Source organism: Kribbella sp. NPDC051770 (assembly GCF_040681455.1).
Classification (GTDB): Bacteria; Actinomycetota; Actinomycetes; order Propionibacteriales; family Kribbellaceae; genus Kribbella.
This window is the reverse complement of the sequence record NZ_JBFAYT010000001.1, coordinates 993,047-1,008,373: the sequence shown is the minus strand read 5'-3', so window position 1 is coordinate 1,008,373 and position 15,327 is coordinate 993,047. Positions and strand designations below refer to the sequence as shown.

Genomic DNA, 15,327 nt, shown 5'->3' with positions numbered 1-15,327 from the left:
CTGTCAGTGTTTTTCGAGGTCTGCGTCCTTGCAGCCTCGGGGAGCGTTGACCGGGTTGCAGCGTACGGCGTTGCCCGTCGGCAGCTCGGCGTAGTAACCCGTGCCGAAGCGCGCTGACATGCCCGGCCCCGGGTAGTCGGTGCTGACGACCTGGGCGCCGCTGGTCAGGGCCGCCTCGCGGCGGGTGGTGTCGCCGGACTTCGCCTCGACGTTGGGGGAGTCGGCGCGGCTGCGGATCAGGAAGTTCTGCTTGACCAGGCTCTGGATCAGGTCGTGCAGCTGCGGCGCCTCGTCGCGGATCATGAACGCGGCGTCGGGTGCGTTCGCGTCGTCCTGGGCGTTGGTGAAGAACAGCCGGCCGTTCAGGCTCGGCTCGCTGACCGACAGGAACTCGTTGCGCAGGTTGTCCATCCCGAACAGCACCTTGCCGCGGGACTCCTTCAGCGTCGGCCAGCCGTACTTCTGCACCGAGTCGTGCAGCGTCAGGTTGCGGTGCCGCAGGTCGTCCGGGGTGATGATCCGGCTCCGCGGGAAGACCGACAGCACCTCCTTCTCGGCGGCAGCGAACGCGTCCTTCGTCCACGGCAGCAACGGCTGCGTCGTGTGCCCGGGGAAAGCCGGCCCGTTGCCCTGGTCGAACTGCAGCAGAATGGTGATCGGTACGGCGTCGCGGTGCTTGTCCGACCAGGCCTTCACCTGCTGCAGGCAGTCGACGAAGGTCAGGCAGGTCGACCGGTAGTCGACGTCCTCCTCGTGCATCACCTTGATGCCCGGCTTGTCCATCACCTCCGGGTGCCACGCGCCCTCACCACTGAGCTGCCGCAGCAACGGGTTGGTGAACCGGCCCCCGGTCGGGTTGTCCAGCATCAGGTCCAGCTCGACCGACCGGACGTGCTGCTCCTCGAGCTGCTGCGCGATCGGCGCGTGCGAGTACTCCTCGCCGCCCGTCCCGGAGCCCGGCTTGGCCTGCTCCCGGATCAGCTTCTCGGCATCGGTGATCTCGGTGTGGAAGCTGTTGTGGGTGCCGATGACCTGCACCTGGTTCATCCGCACCGGGTCGTGCCCGGCGTTGGCCGTCGCCGGCACCGCAGCCAGCACGGCCGCGACCAGCACCCCGGCACTCAGCAGACGAACGTTGAGTTTTGAATTGTTCACCGATACAACCTGGGGGACCCGGCCGAACGGCGGTGCACGTCCTGGTGAAGAACCTAGATCCAGGACTTGAACCACATGCGGTTCAGCCAGTCCGGGTGTGGCAGGACCTTGTCGGTGAGGATCGGCCAGATGTAGGCGAAGTTGAGGACGACCAGGACCACGAAGGCGCCGACGACGGCGCTGCCGATCAGGCGCCGGGGAGTGGCGGTCTGGAAGGCCGCCTTGGCCGGGCCGAGGATCTTGCCGAGGATCAGGGCGACGGCCATCACCGTGAACGGGATCATCGTCACGGCGTAGAAGAAGAAGATCGGTCTGTCGTCGAAGAAGAACCAGGGCACCCAGCAGGTCAGGTAGCCCACGATCGGTACGCCGAAGCGCCAGTCGCGCTGGGCGATCCAGAGGACCAGTGACGCGAGCAGGGCCAGGGCTCCGCCCCACCACAGCAGCGGCGTACCGACGGCGGAGATCACCGAGAGGCAGTTCGTGCCCTCGTTGGCGGTGCAGCCGCTGGTGCCGGGCTTGATGTCGTTGACCGCGTCGAAACCGATCGGGCGGGCCACGATCGGCCAGCCGGCCGGGTGCGACGAGTACGGGTGGGTGGCGTTCTTGATGTAGTCGCCGGTGTGGAAGGCGAGCACTTCCTGGTGGTAGTGGACCAGCGACCGGAAGTCGTCCGGCACCACCTTCATGACGCCGTGCGCCGGGTTCTTCGAGGCGTAGTCGTGGTCGTAGGCGTTGTCGTGCAGCAGCCAGCCGGTCCAGGTCGCGGTGTAGGTGACCAGCGCGACCAGCACGATGCTCAGGAACGCCGGGATCCCGTCGACGATCGCCGACCGCCAGAACGCGTGCCGGACGCCGATCGCCCGCCGCGCGCCGAGGTCCCAGGCGAAGACCAGGATCCCGAAGCCCGCGATCACCCAGACCGCCGACCACTTGGTGCCGAGCGCGAGCCCGAAGCAGACGCCGGCCGCGATCCGCCACGGGCGGACCAGGAGCAGCCGGCCAACAGCACGCCGTACGCCGGGACCGGTGCCGTCGTCGAGCGACTCGGCGTGCCGGCGGCGGGTCCAGTCCCGGTCGGCGACCAGGCAGGAGATCGCCGCGACCAGCCAGAACGCGAGGAAGATGTCGAGCAGCGCGACCCGCGACATCACGAAGTGCAGCCCGTCGACGGCCAGCAGCAGCCCGGCGATCGCGCCGATCAGCGTCGAGCGCGTCATCCGGCGTACGGTCCGGATCACCAGCAGCACGGTCAGCGTGCCGAACAGGGCCGGCATGAACCGCCAGCCGAACGTGTTCATCCCGAACAGCTGCTCCCCGGCGGCGATCATCCACTTGCCGACCTCGGGGTGCACGGTCAGGCTCGGGGTGTCCTTGAAGACGTCCAGGTTGCCGGCCAGGATCTGCTTGTCGGCGATCCCCTCCGGCTTGTCGATGAACTGCCGGGCGTACCCGAACTTCAGCAGCGAGTACGCGTCCTTGGCGTAGTAGGTCTCGTCGAAGACGAACTTCACCGGGTTGCCCAGGTTCCAGAACCGCAGGATCGCCGCGAACGCGGTGATCGCCAGCGTCGCGATCCAGCCACCCTCGAAGTCCCGGGGCATCGGCGGGTACAGCCGCTGCTTCACCGGCGGCAGCTCGCGCCCGAACGCGTCCCGTCCGAGCGTCTCCCGCGCCGGTTCCGAACCCGCGCCCTGGTCTTCGATCACGGCAGTCACGCCCGCCATCGTACGGACGCCCTGGTCAACCGTCTCCCCACACCGCCGGGCCGGGCTGCGATGATGGCTCGCGTGACTGGGCGACTGATCTTGGCCGGGACTCCGATCGGGGATCTGGGGGACGCTACGCCTCGGCTGGCTCGGGTGCTGTCGACGGCGGACGTGGTGGCGGCGGAGGACACGCGGCGGTTGCGGCGGTTGACTTCGGAGCTGGGGATCGTCGTGAACGGGCGGGTGACGAGTTTCTTCGAGGGGAACGAGCGGGAGCGGACGCCTGAGTTGGTGGCGGCGCTGGGTGCGGGGCAGACCGTGGTCGTGGTGACCGACGCGGGGATGCCGAGTGTGTCGGACCCGGGGTACCGGCTGGTCGCGGCGGCGATCGAGGCGGGGGTCGACGTGACCGCGGTGCCGGGGCCGTCGGCGGTGCTGACGGCGCTGGCGCTGAGTGGGCTGCCGGTGGACCGGTTCAGTTTCGAGGGGTTCCTGCCGCGGAAGGCGGGTGAGCGCGGCAAGGTGCTGCAGGAGCTGGCCGACGAGCGGCGGACGATGGTGTTCTTCGAGGCGCCGCACCGGCTGGCGGCCTCGCTGGAGGCGATGGCCGAGGCGTTCGGGGCGGACCGACGGACGGCGGTGTGCCGGGAGCTGACCAAGACGTACGAAGAGGTGAAGCGCGGCCCGGTCGGCGAGCTCGCCGAGTGGGCGGCCGACGGGGTGCGCGGGGAGATCACCGTGGTGGTCGCCGGGGTCGACCCGTCCGCGCGCACGCTGGGCCCGGCCGAGCTGGCCGCGGAGGTCGCGGTCGACGAAGAGGCCGGTACGCCGCGCAAGCAGGCGATCTCCGACGTGGCCAAGCGGTACGGCGTACCGAAGCGGACCGTGTACGACGCCGTACTGGCTGCCCGCGAACCCCGGTAAATCCCGCTGGCCCGGCGCACTACGCTTGAGCCATGTCCGAGAAGCCCTACTACGTCACCACGCCGATCTACTACGTGACGGCCGCCCCGCACATCGGGAGCGCCTACACGACGGTCGCCGGCGACGTCCTGACGCGCTGGCACGCCCAGCGCGGTGAGCGCAAGTGGTACCTGACCGGTACCGACGAGCACGGCGAGAAGGTGCTGCGCAGCGCCCAGGCCCAGGGCATGTCCCCGCAGGAGTGGACGGACAAGCTGGTCGAGGAGGCCTGGAAGCCGGCCTGGGTCGACGTCGACGTCGACTACGACGACTTCATCCGGACCACCGAGCCGCGGCACACCGAGCGGGTCCGCGAGTTCTGGCAGAAGCTGTACGACAAGGGCGACGTCTACAAGGGCGAGTACGAGGGCCTGTACTGCGTCGGCTGCGAGGAGTTCAAGCTTCCCGCGGACATCCGGACCGACGAGGACGGCACCCAGCGGTGCATGATCCACGGCACCGAGCTGGAGACGGTCTCGGAGACCAACTACTTCTTCCGGCTCTCGGCGTACGCCGACAAGCTGCTCGCGCTCTACGAGTCGCAGCCGGACTTCGTCGCGCCCGCCTCGGCCCGCAACGAGGTGATCTCGTTCGTCAAGCAGGGCCTGCAGGACCTGTCGATCACCCGCTCGACCTTCGACTGGGGCATCCCGGTCCCGTGGGACGAGAAGCACGTCCTCTACGTGTGGATCGACGCCCTGCTCAACTACGTGACCGCCGCGGGCTACGGCACCGACCCGGAGCGGTTCGAGGAGCTGTGGCCGGCCGACGTGCACCTGGTCGGCAAGGACATCCTCCGCTTCCACGCGGTGATCTGGCCGGCGATGCTGATGGCCGCCGAGGTCGCGGTCCCGAAGCAGGTCTTCGCGCACGGCTGGCTGCTGGTCGGCGGCGAGAAGATGAGCAAGTCGAAGCTGACCGCGATCGCGCCGAAGGAGATCACCGACCACTTCGGCTCGGACGCGTTCCGGTACTACTTCCTGCGCACGATCCAGTTCGGCTCGGACGGCTCGTTCTCGTGGGAGCACCTGAACGCGGTCTACACCTCGGAGCTGGCCAACGGCCTGGGCAACCTGGCCTCCCGGATCGCGGCGATGGTCGGCAAGTACTTCGACGGCGTCCTGCCCGAGCCGACCGACCACGGCCCGGCCGAGCAGGCGCTCGCCGACAAGCTGGCCGAGACGGTCGCTGTGGCTGACAAGGCGATGGACACGCTGGCGTTCCACGACGCGCTGGCGGCGATCAACGACCTGGTCGGCGCGGTGAACGGGTACGTCTCCGAGCAGGAGCCGTGGAAGGTCGCGAAGGACGAGTCCCAGCGGGCGCGGCTCGCGACGATCCTCTACACGTCGGCGGAGGTGCTGCGGGCGGTCGCCGTACTGCATCACCCGACGATGCCGAAGACCGCCGCGAAGCTGTGGACACTGCTGGGCGCTGAGGCGAAGCTCGGCGCGCTGGGTGATCAGCGGGTGCAGGACGCGGGGACGTGGGGTCAGCTCCCGGTTGGTTCGACGCTCGTCAAGGGCGACGCGCTGTTCCCGCGGTTGACCGAAGAGGCCTGAACCGTACGCCGAACCCGCTGCCCGTGCCGCGGGCCGCGGCTTAGGCCGAGGCCGTCGCCAAGTACAGGGCGGCGGCTTCGGTGCGGCTCGTCACCGCGAGCTTCGTCAGGATGTTGGCGACGTGGTACTTCACCGTGGACTCGGTGATGTGCAGGCTGTCGGCGATCACGCGGTTGCGCTGGCCCTGGGCCAGGCGTTCGAGGACCTCGAGCTCGCGCTGGCCGAGGGCGGCGAGCGGCTCGGCGGCGAGGACCTTGCCGGCGGCCGAGATCGTCGTGGTCAGCGCACGGGCCGTCTTGGCGACGTCGGACAGCGCGACCGGCAGCATGATCCGCAGCGTCAGGCCCCAGCCGGGGACGGCCTCGACGTCGAGGCGGCCGCCCTGGGTGCGCAGGCGCTCGGCGATCCGTCCGAGGTCGAGCCGGTCGTCCAGTACGCCGGGCCCGTCGTCGCGGACCGTCGCCTGCAGGCCGGTCGAGCTGAGGCGCCAGCCGACGCGGATCCGGCGGACGCCGTCCTGACCGAGCATCGCCAGTACGGCGGCGCGCACGGCGACCCGCGCGGCGTGCGCGAGGTCCGACGGGAGCAGGCGATCGTTGCTGGGGGCATCGAGCTCGAGCTCGACCGGGAGGTGCCGGACGAGCGTGTGCAGCGAGTCGGCGAGCCGCTGGAAGGCGCGCCCGGCCGGTTCCTCTCCGGCGTCGGCGCGGTCGCGCTGGGAGTCGGTGCGCAGGTCGGCCAGCGCGTTGAGCGCGAGGTCGACGGCCGTCGTACGGGCTTCGGCGTCGTCGATCTGGCGGTTCCGCAGTACGCCGAGCAGCGCCGCGAGCGTGGCCGTGTGCGCGTCGGACAGCTCGGCGGCGACCACCTCGCGGGCCATCGCGACCGCCCGGGCCTGGGCCAGTACGCTCGGCTCGATCTCGAGGGTGAGGCGCTGGAAGTGCGCGGTGACCAGGTCCCAGAGGGTCTGGACGAGCGGAAGGACCTCGGCCGGGATCCGGGTGTCGGGGTCGAGGACGAAGACCAGCACCGACCCGCGCGGGGCGTGGTCGCTGGCGATCGCGAGCACGGTCTGGTCGGTGCCGCCGATCGGGGCCTGACCGTGCCAGGGCTGGCCGGCGTTGACCGAGCCCAGGAACGGCGCGAGCTCGGCGCCGGTGATCAGCGCGGTGATCTGCTCGTCGCCGGCGGCGTTCATCGGGGAGCCCGCGCACTGCGGTGAGAGCTGGGCCGCCGCGCGGTGCGGGACCAGCGTGGCCAGGGCCTCGGACAGCGCTCCGATCATCTGCATCGGCTCGACCTGAACCAGCCGGGCCGCGGTGGCGATGACCGTCACTGCCTCGGAGTTCTCCATGCACCCAGAGTACGTGGGTTGATCTGTCCACCTACCCGTCCTTCCGGACGGCGGACGACTGGCCGAAAGGCCAGTCGGGAATGTCGCGGACGGGTTCACGCTTGTAACCGACAAGTGGTAATTGAGAGCTCAACTACAAGGACGGGTGTCATGGAAGCGATCGTGTTCGAGGAGTTCGGCGGTCCCGAGGTGCTGCGCAGCCGGGAGATCGACGCACCGCACGCCGGGCCGGGACAGGTCCGGGTCAAGGTCGTGGCGGCCGGCGTGAACCCGATGGACTACAAGGTCCGGCGCGGCTGGTTCGAGGCGATGATGCCGACCACGTTCCCGGCGGTTCCGGGCGCCGAGGTCGCCGGGGTCGTGGACGAGGCCGGCGAGGGTGCCGAGTTCGCCGTTGGTGACGAGGTCGTGGGGTGGGCGGCCACCGGCGGGTACGCGCAGCACGCGATCGTGGGGAACGCTGTGCTGAAGCCGGCCGGGGTGTCGTTCGAGCAGGCGGTCGCCGTACCGGTGGCTGGTGAGACCGCGCAGCGGGTGCTCGACCTGCTGCAGGTGAAGTCGGGGGAGACTCTGCTGCTGCACGGTGCCGCCGGTGCTGTCGGCGCGATTGCTGCTCAGCTGGCGGTGGCTGCCGGGGTCAAGGTCGTCGGTACGGCGTCCGAGGCGAACCACGAGTACCTGCGGTCGCTCGGCGCGACGCCGGTCGCGTACGGCGACGGGCTGGTCGAGCGGGTGCGTGCGGTGGCGCCGGTGGTCGACGCGGTGTTCGACGCGGCCGGGTTCGGCGGGCTGGAGGACTCGATCGAGCTGCGCGGGACGACCGAGCGGATCGTGACGATCGCCGACATGGGGGCTGGTGAGCTGGGTGTCGAGATCTCGGTCAGCGGGGCGCAGACCGACGCTGTGAAGACGGGGCTCGCTCGGCAGCTGCAGCTCGCCGCGGACGGCAAGCTGGCGGTGCGGGTCGCGGAGACGTTCCCGCTCGCGGAGGCGGCGAAAGCGCAGGAGATCTCGGAGTCGGGTCACGCGAAGGGCAAGCTCGTTCTGCTGCCGTGAGGGAGGGGCTGCCCGGTCGGGTTGTTTGTGATGCGGCCGGGCAGGTCGGCGGAGGGAGGTGCGCTTCGGCCGGAGGAGAGGGGGAGGGGGGCGGAGGAGGGCGGGAGGGAGCCGGCGGACAACCACCGTCGGCCGTGCCCGCCGGCCCGGTGCCGCCCGGGTGTCCACGAGCCGTCGGCGTGCCACCTCGACGTGCTGCAGACCGTCCGTGATGTCGACGCGATCCGGGCCGCGATGCAGCGGCGCCGATGGAGCCGAGGTCGAGCTGACGGTCGGCGCAGCGCCAGCACTTGACCGCCGGCACATGTGCCACCTCTCCACACAGGGGCGGGTGGGCGAGCCGAGGAGTCCCACCGACCGGGTGTGGGGCAACCACCGTCGGCCGTGCCCACCAACCCGGCGCCGCCGCCTATCCACCAGCCCACACAGCGGCGGGTGGGCAAGCCAAGGAGTCCCGCCGTCCGGGTGTGGGGCAACCACCGCCGGCCGTGCCCACCAACCCGGCGCCAGCGCATCTCCCCGAGCCCACACAGGGGCGGGTGGGCGAGCCAAGGAGTCCCACCGCCCGGCTGTGGGGCAACCACCGCCGGCCCTTAACTGGTCGCCCTCCGAAGGATGACCGCAATACAGTCGGCGCATGACGCACATCCTCGCCGCGGTGGCTTGGCCTTATGCGAACGGGCCTCGGCACATCGGGCATGTTTCCGGGTTCGGGGTTCCTTCGGACGTGTTCAGCCGGTATCAGCGGATGATGGGTCACGACGTACTGATGGTGTCGGGGACCGACGAGCACGGGACGCCGATCCTGGTGCAGGCCGAGCGCGAGGGCGTCACCCCGCGGGAGCTCGCCGACCGGTACAACCGGGTGATCGTCGAGGACCTGCAGGGGCTCGGCCTCTCGTACGACCTGTTCACCCGGACCACCACCCGCAACCACTACGCCGTCGCGCAGGAGCTGTTCAAAACCGTTCACCGTAACGGATTCCTGATCCCGCGCACGACGATGGGCGCGATCTCACCGTCGACCGGCCGCACGCTCCCGGACCGCTACATCGAGGGCACCTGCCCGATCTGCGGGTACGGCGCCGCCCGCGGCGACCAGTGCGACAACTGTGGGAACCAGCTCGACGCGACCGACCTGCGTGACCCGCGCAGCCGGATCAACGGCGAGACTCCGCGGTTCGTCGAGACCGAGCACTTCTTCCTCGACCTGCCCGCGCTCGCCGACCAGCTCGGCTCGTGGTTGCAGACCCGGACCGCGTGGCGGCCGAACGTGCTGAAGTTCGCCCTGAACCTGCTCGACGACGTGCGCCCGCGGGCGATGACCCGCGACATCGACTGGGGCATCCCGGTCCCGCTGCCGGGCTGGGAGGACAACCCGGCCAAGCGCCTGTACGTCTGGTTCGACGCGGTGATCGGCTACCTCTCGGCGAGTGTCGAGTGGGCTCGCCGCAGCGGTGACGACGACGCGTGGCGCGCCTGGTGGTGCGATCCCGACGCCCGCTCGTACTACTTCATGGGCAAGGACAACATCACCTTCCACGCGCAGATCTGGCCGGCCGAGCTGCTCGGTCACAACGCGAACCCGGGCCGGTACGGCGTACTGAACCTGCCGACCGAGGTGGTGAGCAGCGAGTTCCTCACCATGGAGGGCCGCAAGTTCTCCTCGTCGCGCTCGGTCGTGATCTACGTCCGCGACGTCCTCGAGCGGTACGGCCCGGACGCGTTGCGCTACTTCATCGCGGCGGCCGGGCCGGAGACGCAGGACACCGACTTCACCTGGGCCGAGTTCGTCCGCCGCAACAACGACGAGCTGGTCGGCACCTGGGGCAACCTGGTGAACCGGACCGCTTCGATGATCGCGAAGAACTTCGGCGCGATCCCGGCCGCGGGCGAGCTGACCCCGGCCGACCACGAGTTGCTCGCGGCATCGCGTACGGCGTACGGCGTCGTGGGGGATCACGTCGAGCACCACCGGCTGCGGCAGGGGATCGGGGCCGCGATGAAGGTCGCGGCGGACGCGAACCAGTACCTGTCCCAGCAGGCGCCGTGGAAGGAGTCCGACCCGGACCGCAAGGGGACGATCCTGCACGTCGCCGCGCAGGTGGTCAGCGACACGAACCGGCTGCTGGCGCCGTTCCTGCCGCACGCGGCGCAGCAGGTGCACGAGACGCTCGGTGGGACTGGCGCGATCACCGACCGGCCTGAGGTGCGCGAGGTCGGCGACCTGGACGGCGGGCCGGGGTACCCGGTGATCAGCGGCGACTACCGGCGGACGGAGGCGTGGGCGCCACGCGCCGTCGTACCGGGTACGCCGGTGGCGGTGCCGCGACCGGTCTTCGCGAAGCTGGCGCCGTCGGTGGTGGACGAGGAGCTGGCTCGCCTGGCGTGACGCTTTTCTCCAAGACCGCCGCTGGGTACCGGCCTAGCGTCGGGGTTGAAGGAGCTGATGACCTATGGCCGGACACGTGGCCACCGCAAGAGTCGAGATCGAGGCGTCGCCCGAGCGGGTCTGGGAGGTGCTGCTGGACCCGGCCGCGATCAAGGAGTTCATGTTCGGGGCCGACGTCGACACCGACTGGAAGGTCGGCAGCCCGATCACCTGGTCCGGCGAGTACGAGGGCAAGGCGTACCAGGACAAGGGCGAGATCCTCGCGGTCGAACCCGGCCGGCTGCTGAAGCTGACGCACTACAGCCCGCTCGGCGGCCAGCCGGACGCCCCGGAGAACTACCACACGCTGACGTACGAGCTGAGTGGCGACGGCCCGACCGAGCTGTCGCTGAGCCAGGACAACAACGCCTCCGAGGAGGAGGCCGAGCACTCCCGCGGCATGTGGGAGATGCTCGTCCAGGGCGTCAAGAAGGTTGCCGAGTCAGGCTGAGTCAGCGGACGGTCGAGGGTTCGTTAAGCTGCGACGACGTGTTGTCTGGTGGGAGTAGCAGAAACCTCTGATGTCCGTGCGTGTGCTTCGGCCCGCCCTGTGGTTCGCCCTGCCTGTGGTGACCGTTCTGACGATGGCCAGTGTCGGTGACCCGGTCACGGAGACGATCAGGTACCTGATCACTTGGCTGCTGACGGTCCTGCTGCCCGGTGTCCTGATCTGGCGCGTGCTGGCCGGCGGGCGCTCGGTTCCTCAGGACCTGGGCTTCGGGGCGGTCATCGGTATCACCTGGCAGCTGGCGGTCTGGCTCGTCTGTACGGGCCTGGGCGTGCCCAGCCTGCAGTGGGTGCCGGCACTTGGCTTCTACATCGTCTTCTTCGCGGTGCCGGCGCTACGGCGGCGGGCGACTTGGCAGCCTGGGCCTGCGTGGTGGCAGCCGGCGATGGCTGGTCTGCTGCTGGTCGCCGTCGTGCGCACGGTGCTGGGGCTGCTCCGGGTCTGGCCGCTGCCGCCGGTGGCGTTCGACCGGCACCAGGACTACTGGTACCAGCTCGGCCTGATCCAGGTCCTGAAGCACGACATCACCCCACCCGATCCGTCGGTGCTGGGCGAGCCGCTGATCTACCACTGGTTCGCCAACGCGTCCATGGCCGGGCAGTCGGTGATGGCGAACGTCGAGCCGTCGCACGTCCTGATGCACCAGTGGCAGGTCACCTTCGTGATCAGCCTGGTTCTTGCTGGTTGGGCCGCGGGGGAGGCGCTGACCGGAAAGACCTGGGTCGGTGCCGTCTCGGCCCTGCTGACCGGTGCGCTGCCGGGCACGCTCCAGCTCGCCGCCAAGCCCATCGTCGAGGCCTCCCCGGCGCAGGTCGTCCAGGGCCCGACCGGTGCGCTCGCCGCTCTGGTGATGCTCGGGCTGGTCGGCCCGACGGTGCTGATCCTCCGCAAGCAGGCCACGCTCGGGACCTGGCTGGCGATGTTCCTGATGATCGGCCTGGCGACCGGGACCAAGCCGACGCTGCTCCCGATCATGCTGGCCGGTTCCGCGGTGGTCGGTCTGTACGCCTGGATCAGCGAGCGCAAGCTGCCCTGGCGGATCGTGGCGCTTGGTGTGCTGGCCGGTGCGTTCTTCCTGGCCGCCACCTTCGCGCTGACCGGCAGCACCGGCGGCAGCCGGATCCAGATCCTCGCCGCGCTCCGGGTGCAGCCCTTCTACGCCTCGGTCTCCGGCGACCACTCCTACCCGGCGACCGGCGGTTGGGTGCTGCCCTCGATCGCCACCGGTGAGCCACGGCTCCTGCTGTTCGCCGCATGCCTGCTCGCCTACTACCTGCTGATCAACTCGGCCCGCCTGCTTTCCCTGCTCGGTACGACGACCAGTCCCGCGCGCCGCGACCCGGCGTACTGGTGGGTGGCCGGCTGTGTCGCAGCGGGGACCGGGATCACCCTGGTGTTCTCGCACACCGGCTACTCGGAGTACCACTTCCTCCGGACTGTCACAGCGCTCGGTGTGGTGGGCACTGTCGCGGTTGCGTCCACGCTCGTCGACGACACGACCAGGACGCGCTGGCGGCCGGTCCTGGTTGCGGGGGTCGCCGGCTTCGCAACTGCTCTACTGATCCGGCTGCTGTGGTTCCACGTCCCTGAGGTGCCCACCACCGTCGGCCGGGCGATCGTCGCGCTGGTCGTGCCGTTCCAGGTGCTCGCCGTGGTCGGGCTGGTCATGGTGTTCCTGACCAAGCGGCGTTCGAAGCCGCTGATCCTGCTGCAGGTGATCGCGCTGGTCGTCGCCGCGGGGCTGCCGAACCAGTTCGCCGAGCTCGGCAGCAACGTGTACCGCTCGGTTTCCGGCCGCCCGGTGGTCGCCGACGAGAAGGACCGCACTTACCTGACCGAGAACGAGCAGCAGGCGATGATCTGGCTCGACCAGAACGCCGCACCGGGCGAGGTCGCGGTCAGCAACGTCTTCTGCATGCCGTCCCGGTTCCGGGTCGGCTGCCCGGACGACGCGTTCTGGACCTCCGGCCTGAGCGGCGTCCAGCAGTACCTGGGGGCCTGGGCCTACGCGCCGAAGAACCTCGAGGCGACCCAGAACAAGACCAGCTTCCTGACCCAGCCGTCGCCGTGGCCGGACCGTCTCCAGCAGAGCCTCGACGCCGTCCAGCGCCCGACCCCGGCGTTGCTGACCGAGTTGCGGGACAAGATCGGCGTCGACTGGATCATCGCGGACCTGCGGGCCGGGCCGGTCTCGCCCGCGCTCGACAAGCTGGCCCAGCGCGCCTACGCCAACGCGGACATCCGGATCTACCGGCTGCGCTGATGTCAAAAGCTGCAATCTGACATCACGGCTTGGCAACGCGAGCAATCGATCGCCGTTCTGAAACATCTATCTGGGTATGACGATCGTGCGCGCGGTGCGGCAGCTGGTGCTGTGGGCTGCCGTGCCCTTGGTCGTCATCTTGCTGCTGAGCAACATCGGCCATCCGGCCGCGGCCACCGGTCGGTACCTCGCGACGTGGTGCGTTCTGGTGCTCCTGCCCGGCACGCTGCTCTGGCGCACTCTCACCGGCGGCCGGTCGTGGGCGCAGGACCTCGGCTTCGGCTCGGTGCTCGGCCTGGCCTGGGCGCTTGGGGTCTGGGCGGTCTTCACCGGCATCGGCTACCCCAGGCAGCAGTGGATCGCCACGGTCGGGCTGGTGCTCGCCCTGATTCCGCTGGTACGCCGGAGGTCGCCGGATCCGATCCGGTGGCTGCCGGTGATGGTGGTGGGCCTGGTCCTGGCCGCCGTCCGGGTGTTCGTGGAACTGCTCCGGCTGACGCCGCTGCCACCGGTGGCGTTCGGTCGGCACCAGGACGTGTGGTTCCAACTCGGGCTGGTCCAGGCGCTCGACAGGCACGTCGTACCGCCTGACCTGACGGCTGCTGATGAGCCACTGATCTACCACTGGTTCACCAACGCGCTGATGGCCGCGCACTCGCAGGTGTCCGGTGTCGGGGCTCCGGAGGTCCTGCTGCACCAGTGGCCGATGACGATGGCCCTGACCTTCGTCCTGGCGGGCTGGGCCGCGGGGGAGTTGCTCAGCGGAGTGCGGTGGGCCGGCCCGGTCGCCGGTCTGGTCTCCGGAGTGTTCTCCGGCGGGCTGCGGCTGACCGACGAGCCGGGCGTGGACATGGCTGGTGCTCTGAGCATCCAGGGGCCGACCGGAACGCTCGCTGCGGTGATCATGCTCGGGCTGGTCGGTCCGACGGTGCTCATCCTTCGCAGGCAGGCGGGGACCGGCACCTGGATCGCACTGGTGATGCTGCTCGCTTTGTCGTGCGGCACCAAGCCGACGCTGCTCCCGATCATGGGAGTCGGCTGCGCTGTCGCAGGGATCGCCTGCTGGCTTGTGCAACGCCGTTTTCCCTTGCGGGTGGTCGTTGTGGGCCTCCTGTGCGGTGGACTCTTCCTGGCCGCCACCTCCACGCTGACCGGCAGCACCGGTGGTAGCCGCGTTCAGTTCCTCGCGGCGCTCAAGGTGCTGCCGTACTACGGAGTGGTGACCGGCGACCGCTCCTTCCCGACGTACGGCGGGCTGGTGGTGCCGGGGATCGCCGACGGTGGGCTCTGGTACTTCGCGGCGGTGCTGGTCGTCTGGTACTGCGTGCTCAGCCTGCCGAGGCTGCTGGCGGTCGTCGGGATCATGCTCCACCCGACTCGACGCGACCCGGCGTACTGGTGGGCAGCGACCTGTGTGGCCACCGGTGCCGCGATCACGTTGGTGTTCTCGCACACGGGCTACTCGGAGTACCACTTCCTGCGGACGGTCATCCACCTCGGTCCGGTCGTGGTGGTGGCGTTCGTGGCACGGGTGCTCGGTGAGGAGATCAGGCACCGGCGCGTGTGGGTGCCGCTGGCCTGCAGCCTCGCCGGTGGGATCGCCACAGCCGTTGTGCTCAAGCAGGTTTGGCCGACGGTGGTGGTGAGCAACCAGAAGGAGGCAGCGCTCGACCTGCTCGGGCCGGCAGTCGTCTTGGTCGTTGCGGCGGGAGTCGGCGTGCTCCTGATCCGGCGCTTCGTCGCTCCGAGGCACTGGCCGCGGGCACTGGTGGTCTATGCGACCTGCATCCTGGCCGCGTCCAGCCTGCCCGCACAGACGACGTACCTGGCAGTGGCGTCGTACGGCGCTGTGATCGACCGGCCGTTCAGCACTGGGCAGGGGACGCGGGTCTACCTGACGCAGGCCGAGCAGGAGGCGATGCTCTGGCTGCACGACCACGCCGGGCCGGAGGACGTGGCCGTGAGCAACGTGTTCTGCATGCCGACCCGCTACCGGCCCGGCTGCCCCAACGACGCCTACTGGGTGTCCGGACTGAGTGGTGTCCAGCAGTACCTCGGCGGCTGGGCCTATGCGCCGCAGAACCTGGCTGCGACCGAACACACCAGGAGCTACCTGTCGCTGCCACCGCCCTGGCCCGACCGGCTCGCCGACAGCCTGGCGGTGGTCGAGCGGCCGACGCCCGCGTTGCTCGCTCGGCTGCGGGATCAGCACGGGGTGGACTGGATCATCGCGGACCTCCGGGCCGGGCCGGTGTCGCCGCGGCTCGGCGTACCGGCGTACGAGAACGGTGACGTGAAGATCTTCCGTCTGCAGTAAGTAGGCTGG

The 15,327-nt window shown here is 69.8% G+C and carries 10 protein-coding genes; 7 read left to right on the top strand and 3 right to left on the bottom strand.

Translation table 11 applies throughout. The annotated features are described in order from the left end of the window. Positions 1–3: 3 nt before the first annotated feature. On the bottom strand, positions 4–1,155 hold the full coding sequence (locus AB0M01_RS04815; protein ID WP_363665521.1) for a Ca2+-dependent phosphoinositide-specific phospholipase C: 1,152 nt from the start codon (positions 1,153–1,155) through the stop codon (positions 4–6). A 53-nt stretch (positions 1,156–1,208) separates the two neighbouring features. Continuing rightward, complete coding sequence (locus AB0M01_RS04810) at positions 1,209–2,759, bottom strand: phospholipid carrier-dependent glycosyltransferase (protein WP_363666208.1); 1,551 nt, start codon at positions 2,757–2,759, stop codon at positions 1,209–1,211. A 177-nt stretch (positions 2,760–2,936) separates the two neighbouring features. On the opposite strand from AB0M01_RS04810, the gene rsmI reads away from it, so the two are divergent. Next, positions 2,937–3,788, top strand: coding sequence for a 16S rRNA (cytidine(1402)-2'-O)-methyltransferase (gene rsmI / locus AB0M01_RS04805; RefSeq protein WP_363665520.1), 852 nt, complete (start codon positions 2,937–2,939; stop codon positions 3,786–3,788). 32 nt (positions 3,789–3,820) lie between these two features. Continuing rightward, the gene (gene metG / locus AB0M01_RS04800; protein ID WP_363665519.1) at positions 3,821–5,389 is read left to right on the top strand and encodes a methionine--tRNA ligase; all 1,569 of its coding nucleotides are present in this window, start codon (positions 3,821–3,823) and stop codon (positions 5,387–5,389) included. Between the two features lie 40 nt (positions 5,390–5,429). Here the strand turns inward: metG (AB0M01_RS04800) and AB0M01_RS04795 are convergent, their stop codons facing one another. Then, a complete protein-coding gene (locus AB0M01_RS04795; RefSeq protein ID WP_363665518.1) occupies positions 5,430–6,743 on the bottom strand; it encodes a LuxR C-terminal-related transcriptional regulator in 1,314 nt (437 codons plus the stop codon). Between the two features lie 150 nt (positions 6,744–6,893). Between AB0M01_RS04795 and AB0M01_RS04790 the strand changes: the two genes are divergently transcribed. From AB0M01_RS04790 to AB0M01_RS04770, 5 genes are all read left to right on the top strand, one after another. Beyond that, positions 6,894–7,799, top strand: a complete 906-nt coding sequence (locus AB0M01_RS04790; RefSeq protein WP_363665517.1) for an NADP-dependent oxidoreductase — start codon at positions 6,894–6,896, stop codon at positions 7,797–7,799. A gap of 637 nt (positions 7,800–8,436) precedes the next feature. After that, entirely contained in the window at positions 8,437–10,191 is a 1,755-nt protein-coding gene (metG, locus tag AB0M01_RS04785) for a methionine--tRNA ligase (RefSeq protein ID WP_363665516.1), read from the top strand. A gap of 64 nt (positions 10,192–10,255) precedes the next feature. Then, a complete protein-coding gene (locus AB0M01_RS04780; protein ID WP_363665515.1) occupies positions 10,256–10,681 on the top strand; it encodes an SRPBCC domain-containing protein in 426 nt (141 codons plus the stop codon). Between the two features lie 70 nt (positions 10,682–10,751). After that, positions 10,752–13,001 (top strand): hypothetical protein, encoded by a 2,250-nt coding sequence (locus AB0M01_RS04775; RefSeq protein WP_363665514.1) that lies wholly within the window; start codon positions 10,752–10,754, stop codon positions 12,999–13,001. Positions 13,002–13,077: 76 nt separating this feature from the next. Then, positions 13,078–15,318, top strand: coding sequence for a hypothetical protein (locus AB0M01_RS04770; protein WP_363665513.1), 2,241 nt, complete (start codon positions 13,078–13,080; stop codon positions 15,316–15,318). Positions 15,319–15,327: the final 9 nt, after the last annotated feature.